Source organism: Microcella sp., assembly GCF_025808395.1.
In the GTDB taxonomy this organism is placed as follows: Bacteria; Actinomycetota; Actinomycetes; order Actinomycetales; family Microbacteriaceae; genus Microcella.
Genome location: NZ_CP075524.1, coordinates 185,314 through 202,014, shown reverse-complemented (window position 1 = coordinate 202,014; position 16,701 = coordinate 185,314). Strand labels below are relative to the sequence as shown.

The 16,701-nt window shown below is 65.1% G+C and carries 19 protein-coding genes and 1 tRNA gene; 7 read left to right on the top strand and 13 right to left on the bottom strand.

The features are described 5' to 3' along the window. Window positions 1-5 precede the first annotated feature (5 nt). Window positions 6-1,034 carry a sugar ABC transporter substrate-binding protein gene (locus tag KIT89_RS01030; protein ID WP_297602611.1) on the bottom strand — a complete coding sequence of 343 codons (1,029 nt, stop codon included), beginning with the start codon at window positions 1,032-1,034 and terminating at the stop codon, window positions 6-8. Between the two features lie 50 nt (window positions 1,035-1,084). Beyond that, window positions 1,085-2,083 (bottom strand): sugar-binding transcriptional regulator, encoded by a 999-nt coding sequence (locus KIT89_RS01025; RefSeq protein WP_297602610.1) that lies wholly within the window; start codon window positions 2,081-2,083, stop codon window positions 1,085-1,087. A gap of 93 nt (window positions 2,084-2,176) precedes the next feature. Between KIT89_RS01025 and KIT89_RS01020 the strand changes: the two genes are divergently transcribed. Then, complete coding sequence (locus tag KIT89_RS01020; protein ID WP_297602609.1) at window positions 2,177-2,935, top strand: ATP-binding cassette domain-containing protein; 759 nt, start codon at window positions 2,177-2,179, stop codon at window positions 2,933-2,935. A 50-nt stretch (window positions 2,936-2,985) separates the two neighbouring features. Beyond that, window positions 2,986-3,067, top strand: a tRNA-Leu gene (locus KIT89_RS01015). A gap of 84 nt (window positions 3,068-3,151) precedes the next feature. Here KIT89_RS01015 and KIT89_RS01010 read toward each other — a convergent pair. Next, window positions 3,152-4,708 (bottom strand): L-lactate permease, encoded by a 1,557-nt coding sequence (locus KIT89_RS01010; protein WP_297602608.1) that lies wholly within the window; start codon window positions 4,706-4,708, stop codon window positions 3,152-3,154. 104 nt (window positions 4,709-4,812) lie between these two features. Between KIT89_RS01010 and KIT89_RS01005 the strand changes: the two genes are divergently transcribed. Together KIT89_RS01005 and KIT89_RS01000 are read left to right on the top strand one after the other, a co-directional pair. After that, the gene (locus KIT89_RS01005; protein ID WP_297602607.1) at window positions 4,813-5,610 is read left to right on the top strand and encodes a DedA family protein; all 798 of its coding nucleotides are present in this window, start codon (window positions 4,813-4,815) and stop codon (window positions 5,608-5,610) included. 35 nt (window positions 5,611-5,645) lie between these two features. Continuing rightward, complete coding sequence (locus tag KIT89_RS01000; RefSeq protein WP_297602606.1) at window positions 5,646-6,626, top strand: DUF368 domain-containing protein; 981 nt, start codon at window positions 5,646-5,648, stop codon at window positions 6,624-6,626. 295 nt (window positions 6,627-6,921) lie between these two features. Here KIT89_RS01000 and KIT89_RS00995 read toward each other — a convergent pair whose 3' ends face one another. The 10 genes from KIT89_RS00995 to murI form a co-directional block, all read right to left on the bottom strand. Beyond that, a complete protein-coding gene (locus KIT89_RS00995) occupies window positions 6,922-7,185 on the bottom strand; it encodes a hypothetical protein (RefSeq protein WP_297602605.1) in 264 nt (87 codons plus the stop codon). A gap of 17 nt (window positions 7,186-7,202) precedes the next feature. Further along, the gene (locus tag KIT89_RS00990) at window positions 7,203-7,937 is read right to left on the bottom strand and encodes a polymorphic toxin-type HINT domain-containing protein (RefSeq protein ID WP_297602603.1); all 735 of its coding nucleotides are present in this window, start codon (window positions 7,935-7,937) and stop codon (window positions 7,203-7,205) included. 886 nt (window positions 7,938-8,823) lie between these two features. Beyond that, complete coding sequence (locus KIT89_RS00985; RefSeq protein ID WP_297602602.1) at window positions 8,824-9,561, bottom strand: polymorphic toxin-type HINT domain-containing protein; 738 nt, start codon at window positions 9,559-9,561, stop codon at window positions 8,824-8,826. Between the two features lie 68 nt (window positions 9,562-9,629). Next, the gene (locus KIT89_RS00980) at window positions 9,630-10,124 is read right to left on the bottom strand and encodes a barstar family protein (protein WP_297602601.1); all 495 of its coding nucleotides are present in this window, start codon (window positions 10,122-10,124) and stop codon (window positions 9,630-9,632) included. Between the two features lie 154 nt (window positions 10,125-10,278). Next, window positions 10,279-10,836 (bottom strand): hypothetical protein, encoded by a 558-nt coding sequence (locus KIT89_RS00975; RefSeq protein WP_297602600.1) that lies wholly within the window; start codon window positions 10,834-10,836, stop codon window positions 10,279-10,281. A 268-nt stretch (window positions 10,837-11,104) separates the two neighbouring features. Then, the gene (locus tag KIT89_RS00970; RefSeq protein WP_297602599.1) at window positions 11,105-11,401 is read right to left on the bottom strand and encodes a Dabb family protein; all 297 of its coding nucleotides are present in this window, start codon (window positions 11,399-11,401) and stop codon (window positions 11,105-11,107) included. Further along, window positions 11,398-12,105, bottom strand: a complete 708-nt coding sequence (locus tag KIT89_RS00965) for a metal-dependent transcriptional regulator (protein ID WP_297602598.1) — start codon at window positions 12,103-12,105, stop codon at window positions 11,398-11,400. The genes KIT89_RS00970 and KIT89_RS00965 overlap by 4 nt, the downstream gene beginning before the upstream one ends. A 10-nt stretch (window positions 12,106-12,115) precedes the next feature. Continuing rightward, window positions 12,116-12,742 carry an RdgB/HAM1 family non-canonical purine NTP pyrophosphatase gene (gene rdgB / locus KIT89_RS00960; protein WP_297602596.1) on the bottom strand — a complete coding sequence of 209 codons (627 nt, stop codon included), beginning with the start codon at window positions 12,740-12,742 and terminating at the stop codon, window positions 12,116-12,118. After that, a complete protein-coding gene (gene rph, locus KIT89_RS00955; protein ID WP_297602595.1) occupies window positions 12,739-13,497 on the bottom strand; it encodes a ribonuclease PH in 759 nt (252 codons plus the stop codon). The genes rdgB and rph overlap by 4 nt, the downstream gene beginning before the upstream one ends. Then, window positions 13,494-14,345: a glutamate racemase gene (gene murI, locus KIT89_RS00950; protein ID WP_297602593.1), complete on the bottom strand. Its 852-nt coding sequence runs from the start codon at window positions 14,343-14,345 to the stop codon at window positions 13,494-13,496. The genes rph and murI overlap by 4 nt, the downstream gene beginning before the upstream one ends. 78 nt (window positions 14,346-14,423) lie before the next feature. Here murI and KIT89_RS00945 point away from each other — a divergent pair, with 78 nt between their 5' ends. Genes KIT89_RS00945 through KIT89_RS00935 form a run of 3 tightly spaced genes read left to right on the top strand, consistent with a single transcriptional unit; the run spans window position 14,424 to window position 16,626 of the window. Continuing rightward, window positions 14,424-14,810, top strand: coding sequence for a helix-turn-helix transcriptional regulator (locus KIT89_RS00945; RefSeq protein ID WP_297602592.1), 387 nt, complete (start codon window positions 14,424-14,426; stop codon window positions 14,808-14,810). Next, window positions 14,807-15,295 carry an SRPBCC family protein gene (locus KIT89_RS00940; RefSeq protein WP_297602591.1) on the top strand — a complete coding sequence of 163 codons (489 nt, stop codon included), beginning with the start codon at window positions 14,807-14,809 and terminating at the stop codon, window positions 15,293-15,295. Before KIT89_RS00945 ends, KIT89_RS00940 begins: the two co-directional genes overlap by 4 nt. Window positions 15,296-15,318: 23 nt before the next feature. After that, window positions 15,319-16,626 carry a nicotinate phosphoribosyltransferase gene (locus KIT89_RS00935; RefSeq protein ID WP_297602589.1) on the top strand — a complete coding sequence of 436 codons (1,308 nt, stop codon included), beginning with the start codon at window positions 15,319-15,321 and terminating at the stop codon, window positions 16,624-16,626. Window positions 16,627-16,701 lie beyond the last annotated feature (75 nt).

The window sequence follows — 16,701 nt, the reverse complement described above, 5'->3', positions numbered from 1 at the left end:
TCTGCCTACTCGCCCGTGTAGATGAAGACAGGCACCTCGATGGTGGCTGGCACGGTCTCACCGAGTAGCAGCAAGGCGAAGGCGTTGACCCCGAGCTCACCGGTCGCCACAGGGTTGGTGTTCACGCAACCCTTGTAGATGGTTCCGTCGTCGATCAGGTCGACAGCCTGGGGGTCGCAGTCGATTCCGAAGATGAAGACGTCGGTGAGGTCACGGCCACTGGAGATGAGCGCTTGGTAGGCACCGAGGTTGCCTGCATCGTTGATGCCGACCACGGCTTGGATCGCGGGAAAGGCCTGCAACGCAGTCTCCATCGACGACTGACCGTTGTCAGCCGTGCCGCCCAAGAACCTTCCGACGATCGTCGTCTGCGGGTGCGCTGCGAGCATCGCTGATTCGATTGCATCGGCGCGCTCGACAAGCACCGGGATGTCTGGGTAGTCGAGCAGAGCGGTCAACACTTCGGCGCCGGGGTAGTTGGCCGCGGCGTACTCACCGGCTGCGGCACCTGCAGCCTCGGCGATAGTGATGTTGTCGACCGCAACCGTGATGGCACCCGAGTCGGCGAAGGTGCGATTGGCCAATTGCACCACCGTGATCCCGCGCTCGACTGCTTGGGCGATCTGCGCCGTGATGGCATCGCCGCCGAGCGAGTCATCCAGAATTGCGATGGCCCCCTTGCTGATGAAGCTCTCGACTCCCTGCAGTTCGCGATTCGGGTCTTCTTGTGCGTCGAAGATCTCGGCGGTGAATCCCAGGGCCTCGGCCCGCGCCTTCGCAGACTCGCAGAGTTCGCGATGGTAGTCGGTGGCCATCGTGGCGCACACGATTCCGATCAGCCGTCCGTCAGCGCGATCCGCCACCTCGGCTTCTTGCTCGCTCGTCAAGAGCAACTCATCGCCGACGATGCTGGCCGACGTGTCGATAACACCAAGCTCGAGCGCAGGCTCTTCAGAACCGGGCGCGGTCGAACTGCAGGCTGTGAGCACAACGGCAAGGGCAACCCCCACCGCCGTGAACGCGAGTTTTCTCATTGCATGGTCTCCTCTTTGAGATAGGTGTTTGGTGCGGGTGGAGAGTCTTTTCACGTCGCGCGGCGACGGGGGGTGATCGAAAGCAGCTCATGGGCGAGGCGATCGTCAACGACGGCGTGCGTCACGAGTCCGCCGCGGAGCGCGCCCGCGAGTGCGCGTGCCTTCTCCTGACCGGCCGCCACCGCGAGCACTGCTCGGGCGCGCTTCAGGTCTTCGAGCCTGATGCCGACGATGCGATCGTCGAAGGGCGTAGGCAGCGCTTTTCCTTTGAGGTCGTAGAAGCGACCGCAGATGTCTCCCGCCGGGTCTTGTTCGGCCACTTCTTCCAGCTCGGCCGCCGTCAGCAAGCCGGTGGAGAGGAAGAGAGTGTCGGTCGCCACCGTTCCCAGACCGATCATGAAGACATCGGCGCGGCGTGCGCGTTCGACCGCGCCCCCAATCGATGAGTGAAGTCGCTCCATGTCGGCCGCGAGATAGCCCTGGGCGAGAATGGCCGGCGCGTTGATCTGGAATGCACGCCCACCGAATGCCGACGCCACGCCGTGGGCGATGGCGTTGTAGTCGATCTCGTGACCCTCATGACCGACATTCCCCATCGCCTGAACCACGACGACACCGTCGTGGCGACGTTGAGGCAGTGACGAGATGAGTTGAGCCAGCGTGCGGCCGGCACCGACCGAGACAGTGTCTCCTGGCCTCACGAGCGAGGCGATCTCTTCAGCGCCCGCTGCTGCTACTCGGCCCAAGATCGTCGTGCTGGTCGACGCAGCACTGGAAGGCACGACCGTCACGCCGACAAGCGACTTGAATCGCGACTTGAGCTCAGACTCCAGTTGCGGGTCGGACGACGAGGGGAGGGCGATGGAGATCTGCACGATGCCCTCTTCGTGCGCGGCCTTGAGATACCGCGAGATCTGCGAGCGCGAGATACCGATCTGACGCGCGATCTCGGCCTGCGTCAGGTACTGCTCGTAGTACATGCGAGCGACCTCGGCGAGCAGCTCGGGGCTCACACCTTGGTCATCTGTGTATGCACGTTCGTGCGTCATGTCTTGAATGTAAGCACAGTTATCGCTACCGTGACAAGCGTCGCGAGACGAACCCGTCACCATTGCGGTTGCGACTAGACCCCGAGGAGCCCCATGAGCACCACTGCAACGCAGCAGATGATCGCCCTCGAAGGCCGCGGCCTGACGAAGGTGTTCGGCGGAGTCGCTGCCCTCAACAATGTCGACGTGCAGTTTCCGACCGGCTCGGTGACGGCAGTCATGGGTGACAACGGTGCGGGCAAGTCGACGCTCATGAAGATTCTGAGCGGAGTGCACCCCGCAGACTCAGGCATTCTCGAGGTGAACGGACACGCGCAGGTCTTTCGCAGCCCTTCAGACGCTCGCGATGCAGGCATCGAGACAGTGCATCAAGATCTCTCGCTCGCCGACCATCGCGACATTGCCGCGAATCTCTTCTTGGGTAGAGAGCTCACCACCGGCTGGGGCCCGTTCAGACGGCTGGCCATCAAACGGATGCGAGAGGAAGCGCTCGAGTCACTGACCGCCCTCGGGGTCGATATCCCTTCTGTCGCCGCCGAGGTGCGTCACCTCTCCGGCGGTCAGCGTCAAGCGATTGCGATCGCCCGAGCAGTGCACTTTGGCTGCTCGATTCTGATCATGGATGAGCCGATGGCCGCGCTCGGCCTTCGTGAAGCCCAGAAGGTGCAGAACCTCATCACCGACTTGGCGAGCCGAGGAATCACGCAGATCATCGTGAGCCACAACCTCGACCACACCTTCGCTGTCGCGAATCGCATCATCGTGTTCCGCCAGGGTCGGGTCGCCGGTGTGCACGACACCTCCACGGCGTCACCGTCAGACGTCTTGCACACCATCAACGGGCTCGACTAAGACTGCGCGCGCCGAACTGCACGGCACCGCCAGTTAAACTGGCAGCACCAGCGGGAGTGGTGAAATTGGCAGACACGCAGGATTTAGGTTCCTGTGCCTTCGGGCGTGAGAGTTCAAGTCTCTCCTTCCGCACAAGCAGGGGCAGATCTGGCGCACATGGGCGTTCTCGCGTCACTTCAGCACAGTTTGCGGCAAGTCTGGACCCGTCGGCGAACCCTACAGCACGAGCAGCAGCGCGAGCACTCCCCCGAGCACGATGACGACGAGGGCGGTGGGCACGGTGCTGCGCAGCACGCGGCCCTCCTGCCCCGTGAGACTCACGGTCGCGACGGCGGCGACGATGTTGTGCGGGGCGATGATGTTGCCCACCGCCGCACCGAAGGTCTGCGCGCCGAGCAGCGGCAACTCGGGCAGCGCGAGAGCCCGTGCCGTCGATGCTTGCAGGTCGGTGAACAGCAGGTTCGACGCGGTGGCGGAGCCCGTGATGAAGGTGCCGAATGCCCCGACGAGCACGGTGAGCAGCGGCCAGGCGAGCCCGATCGAGGCGGCGGCGAGCGCAAGCTCGGCGGTCATGCCCGACGACGACATCGTGCGCGCGATCGTGATCATGGCGATGAGCGCCACGATGACGGGCCCGAGCTGCAGGGTTGCCGTGACGAAGGCGATACGCACGCGGCGCCACGACGCGCGCTGGATGAGGGCTCCCACGAGAAACGACACGGTGAGCAGCATCGTCGGGTGATAGAACGGCTGCACCGAGCCCGAGAAACCCGCCGGCAGTTGCCACGCGATCTCGACGCTCTGCAGGGCTTCGCGCAGCGGCGGCACGAGTCGCGTCAGCAGCACGATGAGCACGAGCACGAGGTAGGGCGCAGCGGCACGCAGCACTGAGAGGTCTGCCGCGGCGACGTCGCGAGCATCCGGATGCGGGTGCGTGACGACCACCGTGTCATCGCCACCCGGCCCGCCCTTCGCGTGAATCTGCCGACGATGCCGCACGAGCACGAACGAGAACAGCAGCACGCCGATGAGCGCCCCGCCGAGCGTCGGCAGCTCGGGGCCGATGAACCACGCGATGAGGCCGAACGGCACGAAGAAGCACACGGCGGCGAAGAGTCCCCACCGCCACAGCCCTCTGAAGTGGCCGTAGGCCTTGCCGATGATGACGACCATGACGGCGGTCAGGATGACGCCGAGCGACAGCGGAAAGACGACCGTCGCCTGCGCGAGCTCGGCGGGCGTGAAATCGACGAGGTTGCTCTGGGCGAGCACGGGGGTGCCGATCGCGCCAAACGCGACACCCGCTGCATGCCCGACGAGTGCAGCCGAGACGGCGGCGAGCGCCGGCATGCCGGCGGCGACCAAGAACGGTGCGGCGAGGGCGACCGGCGTGCCGAATCCCGCGGCGCCCTCGAGAAAGAGTGCGAAGAACCAGGCGACCAGAATCGCGCCGAGCCGCGGGTCGGGGTGCAGCAGGGCGAGCGCCTGGCGCAAGCGGGCGGCGGCCCCCGTGCTGCGCTGCAGATAATGGATGCCCAGCGCCGGGCCGATGATGCCCACCACCGTCAGCGCGATGAAGCCCGCTTCGGCGAGCACACCCGCGATGCCCTCGACGACGCTGAACCGGCCGTCGCCACCGAAGCCGAACGCGATGATGGCGAGGGCGACGGTGAAGACCGCGGTCACGAGCCCCGCACGCGCGGCCGACCACCCCGCGACCGTCATGAGCACGAGCACGAGAATCACGGGAAGCAGCGCCAGCAGACTCAGCATTGCTCTCAGCGTAGGCGAGGCGCAGAGCACCGTGCGAGACAGGTAATCTTGGCGCAACCCTGTGCGCGCGAACCGGCTCGCACCTCGACCAGCGGAGGCCGCCCATGTTGCCCATGGACATCGGCCTGTTCGACGTCGAAGGCCTCATCGTCGGCGCGGGCAATTGGGCGCTCGTGCTCGTCTGCGTCATCGTCTTCGTCGAGACCGGTCTGCTCATCGGCTTTCTGCTGCCGGGTGACACGCTGCTGCTCATCACCGGCATTCTCACGTTCACCGGAGTGATTCCGCAGCCGATCTGGCTCGTCGTGCTGTGCATCTTCATCGCCGCTGTGCTCGGCGATCAGCTCGGCTACTACATCGGCTACAAGGCCGGGCCACCCATCTTCGAGCGAAAATCGGCCGGATTCTTCAGCAAGAAGAGCGTCGCCCGCACCGAGCGCTTCTTCGCGCGCTACGGTGGTTGGGCGGTCACGATTGCCCGCTTCATCGGCGTCGTTCGCACGATCGCCCCCGTCGCCGCGGGTGTCGGCAAGATGCCCTACAAGAAGTTCTTGTTCTTCAACGTGCTCGGCGCCCTGCTGTGGGGCGTCGGTCTGCCGCTCATCGGCTGGTGGGCTGCACACATTCCGGGTGTCGCCGAAGTCGTGACCGAGTACATCGAGGTCGTCTTCATGGTCGTCATCGGCATGGCCCTCACGGGCATCGCCTGGCACCTCGGCCACGAGCAGTGGGAGAAGCGCAAAGAGCGCAAAGCCGCTGAGGCCGGCGAACCGGTGCCAGAAGTCGAGATCTGGGTCGACGAGCCCGAGCACGACGGCAAGCACGAAGCCGAGCGCCATGAGCGCACGTACGGCATCGGCCCGCACGACGGCAAGCACGAGAAAGACCCGAGCACTCGGTGACTGCTCGCACCCCTGCAGCTCGTCAGGCTCACCCGGTGGTTCGCACCGTGGCCGACGCCGTGCGCGGTGCACTCATCGGCTTCGCCGAGATCGTTCCCGGCGTGAGCGGGGGCACGATCGCGCTCATCGTCGGCGTCTACGACTCGCTGATCGACGGTGCCGGTCACCTCGCGCGCGGCGTCGCGCGCGCGATCGGCGACGGCGTGCGCGGTCGCGGCTTCTCGCGAGCATCCGCCCACTTCCGTTCGGTGCGGTGGAGCGTCGTGCTTCCGATCGGCATCGGGATGCTCGCCGCCATCGTCGTCGGTGCCGCCTTGCTTGCTCCGCTGCTCGAGGCCTACCCGACCGGCACTCGCGCCGTGTTCGCAGGCCTCATCGCCGCCTCGCTCATCGTTCCCGCACGCATGGTCGGCGGGCGGTGGACCGCCCCCGAAGTGGTCGTCGGCCTGCTCGCCGCCGCGCTCACCTTCGTGCTCACTGGCTTGCCCCGCGCTGGCGACGCAGACCCGAGCCTCATCATCGTGGCCATCGCCGCCGCCTTCGCAGTGTGCGCGCTCGTGCTGCCGGGAGTCTCAGGCTCGTACCTGCTGCTGACCGTCGGCATGTATGCCCCCACACTCGCGGCCGTCAACAACCGCGATTTCGCCTACCTCGGCGTGTTCGTACTCGGCGCGATCGTCGGCCTCGGGCTGTTCGTCTCAGGCCTGCAGTGGCTGCTCAAGCACCGACGCCGCATCACCCTCGTCATCATGACCGGGCTCATGCTCGGCTCGCTGCGCGCCCTGTGGCCCTGGCTCGACGACGAGGGCGGGCTGCAGCAGCCCGGTGACGACTGGGGCCTCGCACTCGTGCTCATGATCATCGGAGCCGGCTTCGTGCTGGGCATCATGGCCCTCGAAGCGGTGCTGCTGAAGCGACGGATGCTCTCGCCCGAGATCGTCGCCGACCCCGAGCCGCACGAGCCCGACGCTGAGGCGAGCGAGCGCGTCGAACGTGACGTTCAGCGCGACGAATAGGTCACAGCGCATCAGCTACCGCGGCGCTCCGTTGTGCCAGTGGCGTTTCACTCACCGTCGGCATCAAGAACGAACCGAACGACCCACCCCTTCAGTTCCCTCCGACGATGCATCGTCAAGACTCTCATCCTCTCGGGGATATAGAGCCTCAATCACTTCACCAGCGATCCGGCAGTCTCGAACGTCGCTGAACGCTTTGCTCTCCACCGAGCTGAGGAAGAAGTTAGCGCTGAGAAGAGTCATGACTGCCCTGCATCCCTCCAGTGAGTCGGCGGCCTCAGCACGCCAAGCAAGGCTAGACCACGAGTTCTTCTCGAATCAGTTGGAGAAGGCGATCACTGACCGCCAAGGACTTTGCGAGGTTCTCAAGTTTCGCGAAAGCGGGCTGACCCATCGACAACTCAAACTCATAAACCTGTGTCGCCAGCAGTTCGAGGGCCAGTTCGTCCTCATTGTGCTCAACAAGCAACAACACCTCTTGTCGATCAGCATCTGGAAAACCATCGATCTCGCCCAAAATGGCCTCGAACTGATCACGCCTACTGCTACTCACGGTCATCTTGCTCCGATACAACCTCATCCGATCGGGAATGCGGTCACAATTCCGACCCCGCGCGGCTCAATAACTACTCGAATCATCACACCCCCGCGCATTCCGTCTACTGCGAAACGAACTGGGTCGCCATTGCGAGTGAACTCGCTCCCGAGCCGCCCGGTTTGTTGCACCCAGTTCAGCGTCGGATCCGTGGCAACGTCTGAGATGTTGTGCATGATCATGTCGTCTGACCATGCCGCGGGGAACTCACTCTTGCCTGCTCCAGTGCCAGCGCGGTGACCGCCTGCGAGGCCACCTCCTGGTCGGGGATCACCGTCCAAAATGTGCTGGGTGCGGCTCGGGGAAGCCAAGTTCACCGGGCAGCTCGTGTTGTGCACCAGCGTAGGCGCATCCCCCACCACCACGAAATACGTGTGCAGATCCGCGACCGTCAGGTTGTGCACCGTCGCCTGACGACGCACCTCCGAGACCGCAATCACCACACCCGTAGTGCCGTCGGCCTCGAGCACAGCATCCCCAACCGCGAGATCGCCAGCGTCAACCCATGCAGCTTCCGACACACTCCAGAACGGATGCCCCGCCGTCGCCACCACCGACCCCGACCGAGTCGAGACCGTGACCAGGTCTTTCACACCCGAACCCTCAATCAGGGCCGTCACCGCATGCGCGCCCGCCTCACCGGTCTCAGGGTCAGCGGCCCACACCTCGTCGCCAATGTCGATCAGCTCGACCGGCTCAGTGGAGGCGTCAGCCATGAGCACGAGCGTTGCGGCGGCGGCGCTCTTTCGGTGACCTCAGCCCCGCGCAGTTTGAAGCTCTTCACACCGCCGCCGAGAACGCGGCATGATCTCACGAGGGAAGCCGTCGGTAAACCAAGTCAAGCTCAACTCGCCTTCGGCATCACACTGGAAGCTCTTTGTAACCCCGCCGACCGTCCTCGAGATCCGATTGCCCGCTTTGTCGTAGAGGAACGTCGACCAGGAATCCGGATGAGAGAGGAATCTTTGCCGAGTCGAGTCTCCAAAACCGACATCAGATCCGAACGAATCTGTTCCTGATGGTCGAAGAGGAAGACGAAAACATGTCAATTCACAGCGCGGAAGTGTGTGCCCACTTCCACATTCGCATCCCTAAGCGCGGATACGACGTCCGCTCGAAAATAGGTAGGTCCTCTCCAGTCCTCGAGCAGGCGAATTACTCCGAACTTCTCGGCTTCCGGCGAAAGCGCCAGCCTCCTGATTTGCATAATTCGACCAGACGATGGAAACCGAACCACCTCGGAGTTCGTCTCGTCGAGCATGCCGTCGACCCATGGCGGGACTACCACAACTATCGGTGTGCCATCGAGTGTCGGCAAGTTCCTCAAGTCAGCGTGCGGCGAGATGACCGGGCGTGCTCGCTCGATAGCCTCCCCTTGGAACGCGACCGTGTATGAACCGAGCCAAGGCATCGGTACAGGCGCCAACGACTCACCATGGTCGCCAGTTCGCACAAGTTCGACAAGTGGCAGGTCCCCCCAAGTACTGCCGTCGCCAGCCTTCGCGGACATCAACTTCTCAGAAGCCAGTCCGCCGTCAGGGCGATCCAAATAGGCAAGCCATTGCACTTCGCCTTCGTCTGGCCACGATTCGTGGAACCGCATCACGGGAATCCGCCAGCCAGCAAGGAAGAACGAATTGCATCAAGAACGTCTATAGCCTCATCCCTCGTGGTTGCTCGACTGAGGAGCGTGTGCACACTACGGTAGTAGGCGTTGGTGTGAATCGTTGAATGGACAGCTGCCCCAGTGGGGTTGGAGGAGCCTAGATTCCTCGGCAGGAAGACTCCGTTGGCGGCGGCGTCAATGTCGATCCCGAAGTTGCTCAACTGTCTACGAGTCTCCTCAGCCTTTCGGGAACCACCCGCAACGATGTGGTGAGCAGCCGACTCGGCAGGCCGAGTCACCCCCGACTGAACAAGATTGTTTCCCAACCGCACCGAAGACGCGCTGCAGTTGTGAACCAGCGTAGGCGAATCCCCGACCAGCACAAAGTACGTGTGCAGATCCGCAACCGTCAGGTTATGCACCACGGCCGGCCTCGACGCCTCGACTACCTGAGTGATCACACTCGTGGCACCGTCGGCCTCGAGCACAGCATCCCCAACCGCGAGATCGCCAGCGTCAACCCACGCAGCTTCCGACACACTCCAGAACGGATGCCCCGCTGTCGCCACCGCCGACCCCGACTGAGTCGAAACCGTGACCAGGTCTTTTACACCCGAACCCTCAATCAGGGCCGTCACCGCATGCGCGCCCGCCTCGCCGGTCTCAGGGTCAGCGGCCCACACCTTGTCGCCAATGTCGATCAGCTCGACCGGCTCAGTGGAGCCATCGGCCATCAACACGAGCGTGCCGGTCTCCATTAAGACCGGGGCGATCCACTATCGAGCGCAGCCCCAGTCGATCATCAGGTCATCGCGGGCCGCCACCTGGCTGCTACAGAAACGATCTTGTCGGCCGAATCGACAAGCACCACCGCGAGCGGGATGGGTTGCTGATAGTTCTCTCCATGGTCTTCTCGACCCGCAGCAGACTCCTGAACGTTTCGCTGAATGATTCGCGCGAAGGTATCGAAGGGGCCATTTTCTCTATCGATCGAAAGAAGCTCGGTGGACTCGACGATCACAATCGTGAGCGTCTTCGTGCCGATCATCCACTCGCCCAGGTCACGCATGCACTCGTCGAAAGCGTCCCAATTGTGACCGAAGTAAAGCGGAAACTGGAGTGCCGCGGAGAACTCGTTGAAGAGGTCTTGCACGGTTCGGCAGCGGCTCCCTCTGATTACCCGCACCTCATCCGGTGCGAATAGACCTAGAAGAGGTTGCGTGTTCGCAATTGCGTCGTCCCGGACGACGATTTCTCCCGGCCGGAACCCGGAATCAAGTTTGCCGTCATCCCTCATTGCGTCGCACCTCGAATCAGCGTGAATGAGCCGTAGTGATCGGCGGCCGTAAACCCTGGCGCTTCGCGCTGGAACACGTACAGTTCGTGTGATGAGCCAGCGCATCACTTCCGACCAGAAAGGGTGCGGGTGTAGCACTCAACACGGCTCGCATCTACCTAAGTTTCGCAGTTCGAGGCGGAAGGCCCGAAATCCATCTGCTGAGCGAATCGGTAAGCGATTGACGAGCGCCTACAAGCGTGGCGGACTCGGCATCGAGCCCTCGGACCATATCTATCGCATCCCTCAGAAACTCCACAGTGCCAACGACAAAACTCATGGTGTAGATCTCCTGAAGGAGATCGACTTCAGACTCACTGCCGCTTTCGACTGAGATGTAGCCGACTCGCGCGGTCGCAGCCTCGGTGGCAGCCTGATAGAGATGGTCGACCGCCCAGTAGGCAGCATCGTTACTAAATTCCCGAATCAGTTGATGGACATATGCGAGAGAGCACTCGGCGTGAAACCGGTAAATGTCTCCGTAGGTTTCAAGCTCTGGTTCCCCCAATGTGGAATAGTCCAGCGACTGACCAGGAGCAACAAGCGACAAGTCGGTTGAGTCTGCCCACGCCCGAGCTGCATCGAGAAGGAGCGTGCCCTGCTCGGAGTCTCCAGCAGCAGCGCGGGCAAGTGCAAACGCACAAAATGCGGCGAGGAACTGAGCAGAGTGCATGGGTAGTGCCCGAACTGCATCACTTCCAAACTCATCCCAATCGCTAGTCGCGTAGCCTCCAAACTGCTGTCCCGGGTCCATGTATCACTGCACCACTATCGACGATTGCTGTTCGACAACTCGGACAAAAGGCATGTTTGAAAGCTAGGGCAAAGCAGACAGTTCTGTGTATACATTTCTGTGTGCGAACTGCATTGAGAGTTCGCTATTTCCACCCACGATCGCCAGGGCGGTCGAGCGCAGCTTCACGTACCGGCTGCACTCGCCGTCAGGGGTAGGCGATGAAGTCGAGCTCTTCGAACTCGGCCACCTCGGTGCTCCATCGCTTCGCGACGAATTCGCGATGGTCGGAGTGCTCGTTGTAGGCCGCGTAGGCCTCATCGTTCGCGAACGTCATCGCGAACTGAAACCTGAAGCTGCTCTTGGGGCTCACCTGCCGAGACACCGTGAAGTCGCCCACGCCCGGAATCGCGCGCAAGAGTTCGGGCCCGGCAGTGAGGAAGTCGCGTTCTTCTGCAGAGTCTGGGGCGTGCACGAGTGTGAAGGCGACGGTGTGACGAATCATGCTGGAAGGCTATCGACTTCGAGCCACACCGCCGACGCGACGGCGGGCGAGATGATGACCTCGCTGCCCGAGCGCCGCACGAGGGCGGTGCCCGCCGCTTCGATGAGCTCATCGCTCACCCGCACGGGCTCGTCGAGCGAGATGCCCAACTGGTCGAGCACACGCAAGGCATCGGGGTCGCGATCGCTGATGCGCACGACTCGACCCGACGTGCCCGCGGGTGCTTCGTCGAGGCGCACGGCGTCTGGCCGGTGGAAGGTTCCATCGGCGGCGGGGATGAGGTCGCCGTGGGGGTCTCGTGTGGGGCGACCCAGCTGCGCGTCGATCGAGTCGAGCAGGCGATCGCTCAGCGCGTGCTCGAGCACCTCGGCTTCGTCATGCACTTCGTCCCAGCCGTACCCGTGCACCTCGACGAGCCAGGTCTCGATGAGCCGGTGACGCCGCAGCGTTGCGAGCGCGCGACGCTCGCCCTCGGCCGTGAGACGGATGGCGCTGTACGGCCGATGGTCGACGAAGCCGGCTGCGGCGAGCTTCTTGACCATCTCGGTCACACTCGAGGGGGCCAGCGCCAACCGCTCGGCGAGCTGACTCGGAGTGATCGGCTCGGGCTGCCACTCGGTGAACTGGTAGATCGTCTTCAGATAGTCGTCGACAGCGTCGGCCGTGGTGCGCGGCACCGTGCGGGCGATCGGCGGTCGACTCATGCCGACCAGCCTACGAGTCGCCTCGTCTCGATCGCTCGCGCAGCACGGCGGCGAGGGCCGCGAAGGCACGGCCGCGGTGACTGATCGCGTTCTTCTCGTCGGCAGAGAGCTCGGCGCTCGTCACGTCGAGACCTTCGGGCACGAAGATCGGGTCATAGCCGAAGCCGCCGACTCCTGCTGGTTCGAGAGCGATGCGCCCCGGCCACACCCCGAGCGCCACGTGCTCGAAGGCGCGCCCCTCGGCGTCGGTGTCGAGCGGGTCGACGAACGCGGCAGCACACGAGAAGGCCGCCGAGCGGTTCGACTCGTCGCCGAGGCGCTCGAGCACGAGCCGCAGGTTCGCCGCGTCGTCACGCTCGCCCGAGAAGTGCGCGCTGTCGATGCCGGGTGCCCCGCCCAGAGCATCCACGCTGATGCCCGAATCGTCGGCGATCGCCGGCATTCCCGTCTCGGTGGCGGCGGCGCGCGCCTTGATGAGGGCGTTCGCTTCGAAGCTGTCGCCGTCTTCGACCGGTGCGGGGCCGCCATAGGCCAGCAAGTGGATGCCCGGCACCTGCAGCTCGAGAATGCGCTGCAGCTCGGCCACCTTGTGGGAGTTGTGCGTGGCGACGACGACCTTCAGCGCCTCGGGCGTCACTCGTTCGGCCCCTCGAGCACCACTCGCTGCAGAGTGGCAAGCTCGCCGCAGGCGGCGACCGCGAGATCGAGCATGCTGCCGAGCTCGTCGCGGTCGAAGGGGGCACCTTCGGCCGTGCCCTGCACCTCGACGAACTTTCCGCTGCCCGTCACGACGACGTTCATGTCGGTCTCGGCGCGGCTGTCTTCTTCATAGGGAAGGTCGAGCAAAGGCACGCCGTCGATGATGCCCACGCTCACCGCCGCGATCGAATCGGTGAGCGCGACGGCCTTCTTGCCGATGAACCCGCGCTCTCGCCCCCACTCGACGGCGTCGGCGAGCGCCACGTAGGCGCCCGTGATGGCCGCAGTGCGCGTGCCGCCGTCTGCTTGCAGCACATCGCAATCGATGACGATCGTGTTCTCACCGAGCGACTTCGTGTCGATGACGGCTCGCAGACTGCGGCCGATGAGGCGCGAGATCTCGTGCGTGCGACCGCCGACCTTGCCCTTGACCGCTTCGCGATCCATGCGGTCGTTGGTCGACCGGGGCAGCATGCCGTATTCCGCCGTCACCCAGCCTCGGCCCTTGCCGACGAGCCACCGCGGCACGCCATTCGTGAAGCTCGCGGTGCAGAGCACCTTCGTGTTGCCGACGGCGATGAGCGCGCTGCCCTCGGCTTGCGTGCTCCAGCCGCGTTCGATCGTGACGGGGCGCATCTGGGTGGGCGTGCGGCCGTCGGCTCGCAGGCCTGCTGCTTCGGCGATCGTGGTCATGACGTGCCTCTCGTTGCTGTCGGAAGTGCGGGAATCGTGCCGGTCGGAAAGGGCTCGACGTGCGCGATCTCAGGGCCGAGAAAGCGGGCTGCGAGCGACACGAAGCGATCGGTGTCGGGGCCGGTGGCTTCGAAGACGTGCTGCGGAGCATCCGTCGCCGTCGTCTCAAGGCCGTGCGCGACGAGCTGACGGTAGACGTCGTATGCGGTCTCGTCGGCGCTCGACACGAGCGAGACGTCTGGCCCGACGACATACTGGATGGCCCCGGCGAGCAGAGGGTAGTGCGTGCAGCCGAGCACGAGCGTGTCGACCTGCGCCGCAGTGAGCGGTGCCAGGTACTGCTCGGCGACGGCGAACAGTTCGGGCCCGCTCGTGATGCCGGCTTCGACGAACTCGACGAAGCGCGGTGCGGCGGCCTGCGTCACGACGATCTCGGGGTCGGCGATGAAGGCGTCGACGTATGCGCCCGAACGCACCGTGCCCTCGGTGCCGATGACCCCGATGCGCTTGCTGCGCGTGCGGCGCACGGCGGTGCGCACCGCCGGCTGGATGACCTCGACGACGGGGATGCCGTGACCCTGCTCGAACCGCTCGCGGGCATCGCGAAACATCGCGGCGCTCGCGGTGTTGCACGCGATGACGAGCAGCTTGACGCCCTGGTCGACGAGCTCGTCCATGATGCGCAGGGCATGCTGGCGCACGTCGGCGATCGGCAGGGGGCCGTACGGCCCGTTCGCGGTATCGCCGACGTAGACGATGCGTTCGCGCGGCAACTGGTCGATGATCGTGCGGGTGACGGTGAGGCCGCCGACTCCTGAGTCGAAGACTCCGATCGGCGCGGTGCTCACGGGGGTCGAGTCTACTGCCAGGGTGGATGCTCAACTCAGCGGTTGACTATTGCGCGGGGTCGCTCTACGCTCAACCACATGGTTGAACAACTGGCGGTCGATCCCCTCTCGCGCGTCTTCTCGGCCCTCGCCGACCCGACCAGGCGCGACATGGTCGCGCACCTGAGCGAGACCGACGCGACCGTCACCGAGCTCGCGGCGCGCTACCCCGTGAGCCTGCAGGCCGTGTCGAAGCACGTGCAGGTGCTCGAAAGCGCGGGGCTCGTGCGCCGCACCCGCTCCGGCCGCGAGCGCCCCGTGCACCTCGACGCCGAAGTGCTCACCCTCATGGACGCCTGGCTCGAGCGCTACCGACGCCGCGCCGAAGAGCGCTACCGGCGCTTGGACGACGTGCTCGCCACACTCGACGACAGCGGTCGAGCATCCACCACCAGCACCACCACCGAAGAAGGAGCAGCATCATGACCATCGCCCACCACGAGACCGCCATCGAAGCGCACGCCACGCTGCCGATGATCACCCTCACGCGCGACTTCGCAGCGACACCCGCGCAGCTCGTGAAGGCGCACCTCGACCCCGAGCTCTTCGTGCGCTGGATCGGCCCCGACCGACTCACGACGCGCCTCGAGCTGTGGGAGCCGCGGCGCGGCGGCGGCTACCGCTACGTGCAGACCGACACCGACGGCAGCGAGTACGCGTTCTTCGGCTCGTTCCACGACATCGGCGACAACCGCCTCGTGCAGACCTTCACCTTCGAGGGGTACCCCGACGGCGTCTCGCTCGACACGATGCTGCTCGAAGACCTCGGCGACGGCCGCACGCGCCTGCACATCACCTCGCTCGTCGACAGCTTCGAAGGCCGAGACATGATGCTCGCGAGCGGCATGGAGTCGGGCGTCAACGAGGGCTACGCCAAGCTCGACCGGCTGCTCGAGGAGGGCGCGCTGTAGCTCGTCGCGCGTAGGCTGAGCGCGTGACGACCGCGCTGCTCACCGACCGCTACGAGCTCACCATGGTCGAGGCCGCCCTGCGGTCGGGGCGCGCTCACCGCGAGTGCGTGTTCGAAGTATTCGGGCGGCGACTGTCCGGCGGGCGCCGCTTCGGCGTCGTCGCCGGCACGGGTCGAGTGCTCGAGGCCATCGCCGCGTTTCGCTTTGGGCACGTCGAGCTCGAGTGGCTGGCAGAGAACGACGTCGTCGATGACGTGACGCTGCAGTGGCTCGCCGACTACCGGTTCACGGGCAGCGTCGAAGGGTATCGAGAGGGCGAATTGTACTTTCCCGAATCACCCGTGCTGACCGTGCGCGGCACGTTCGCCGAGGCGGTCGTGCTCGAGACCGTCGTGCTCAGCATCCTGAACTACGACAGCGCCGTCGCGACCGCCGCCGCTCGCATGGTCGCAGCAGCCGATGGGCGCCCGCTCGCCGAGATGGGGTCGCGCCGCACCAACGAAGCCGCCGCGGTCGCCGCAGCGCGCGCCGCCCACATCGCCGGATTCAGCGCCACCTCGAACCTCGAAGCGGGCCGACGGTGGGGCGTGCCGACGATGGGCACAGCCGCGCACTCGTTCACCCTGCTGCACGACAGCGAAGAAGAGGCCTTTCGCGCCCAAGTCGACTCGCTCGGTGCGGGCACGACACTGCTCGTCGACACCTACGACGTGCGCACGGCTGTCGAGACCGCCGTGCGCGTCGCCGGGCCGACGCTCGGCGCGGTGCGACTCGACTCAGGAGACCTGCCCTCGCTCGTGCGCGAGGTTCGCGACCAGCTCGACTCGCTCGGCGCCACGGCGACGCGCATCACCGTCACCAACGACCTCGACGAGACCTCGATCGCGGCACTGCGGGGGGCGCCCGTCGACGCCTTCGGTGTGGGCACCTCGGTCGTCACCGGATCAGGATCACCCGCCGCCGGCTTCGTCTACAAGCTCGTCGCCCGCCGCGACGGCGACGATGGCGAATGGATGCCCGTGGCCAAGTCCTCCCCCGGCAAAGTCTCGGCCGGCGGAGCGAAGCGAGCCGAGCGGCTGCTGCGCGACGGCGTCGCCGTGGCCGAGCGCATCATCGTCGATGACGACGGCGAGTCGGCCCTCGCCGCGACGCACGATGCCCGAAGCCTCACCGTGCCCCTCATGACCGCGGGTGAGGCCGACCAGCGCTGGCTCGGCCCCGACGGCGTGCGGCTCGCGCGCGAGCACTGCGCCGCCGCCGTCGCCGAACTGCCCGCGACCGCTCTGCGGCTCAGCCGCGGCGAACCGGCTCTGCCCACGCTTACCGCCTGACAACTCGCCCAGAACCGGCCCGCGAGCCTGTGCAGATCGGGTGAATCGCCGCACGCGCGCGCCTGCCTGCCTAGT

Bases quoted from the DNA above. Each gene is read 5' to 3' on its own strand.
- KIT89_RS01030 (WP_297602611.1), bottom strand. From the start codon at position 1,034: ATGAGAAAACTCGCGTTCACGGCGGTGGGGGTTGCCCTTGCCGTTGTG.
- KIT89_RS01025 (WP_297602610.1), bottom strand. From the start codon at position 2,083: ATGACGCACGAACGTGCATACACAGATGACCAAGGTGTGAGCCCCGAG.
- KIT89_RS01020 (WP_297602609.1), top strand. From the start codon at position 2,177: ATGAGCACCACTGCAACGCAGCAGATGATCGCCCTCGAAGGCCGCGGC.
- KIT89_RS01010 (WP_297602608.1), bottom strand. From the start codon at position 4,708: ATGCTGAGTCTGCTGGCGCTGCTTCCCGTGATTCTCGTGCTCGTGCTC.
- KIT89_RS01005 (WP_297602607.1), top strand. From the start codon at position 4,813: ATGTTGCCCATGGACATCGGCCTGTTCGACGTCGAAGGCCTCATCGTC.
- KIT89_RS00995 (WP_297602605.1), bottom strand. From the start codon at position 7,185: ATGACCGTGAGTAGCAGTAGGCGTGATCAGTTCGAGGCCATTTTGGGC.
- KIT89_RS00990 (WP_297602603.1), bottom strand. From the start codon at position 7,937: ATGGCTGACGCCTCCACTGAGCCGGTCGAGCTGATCGACATTGGCGAC.
- KIT89_RS00985 (WP_297602602.1), bottom strand. From the start codon at position 9,561: ATGGCCGATGGCTCCACTGAGCCGGTCGAGCTGATCGACATTGGCGAC.
- KIT89_RS00980 (WP_297602601.1), bottom strand. From the start codon at position 10,124: ATGAGGGATGACGGCAAACTTGATTCCGGGTTCCGGCCGGGAGAAATC.
- KIT89_RS00975 (WP_297602600.1), bottom strand. From the start codon at position 10,836: ATGCACTCTGCTCAGTTCCTCGCCGCATTTTGTGCGTTTGCACTTGCC.
- KIT89_RS00970 (WP_297602599.1), bottom strand. From the start codon at position 11,401: ATGATTCGTCACACCGTCGCCTTCACACTCGTGCACGCCCCAGACTCT.
- KIT89_RS00965 (WP_297602598.1), bottom strand. From the start codon at position 12,105: ATGAGTCGACCGCCGATCGCCCGCACGGTGCCGCGCACCACGGCCGAC.
- rph (WP_297602595.1), bottom strand. From the start codon at position 13,497: ATGACCACGATCGCCGAAGCAGCAGGCCTGCGAGCCGACGGCCGCACG.
- KIT89_RS00945 (WP_297602592.1), top strand. From the start codon at position 14,424: ATGGTTGAACAACTGGCGGTCGATCCCCTCTCGCGCGTCTTCTCGGCC.
- KIT89_RS00940 (WP_297602591.1), top strand. From the start codon at position 14,807: ATGACCATCGCCCACCACGAGACCGCCATCGAAGCGCACGCCACGCTG.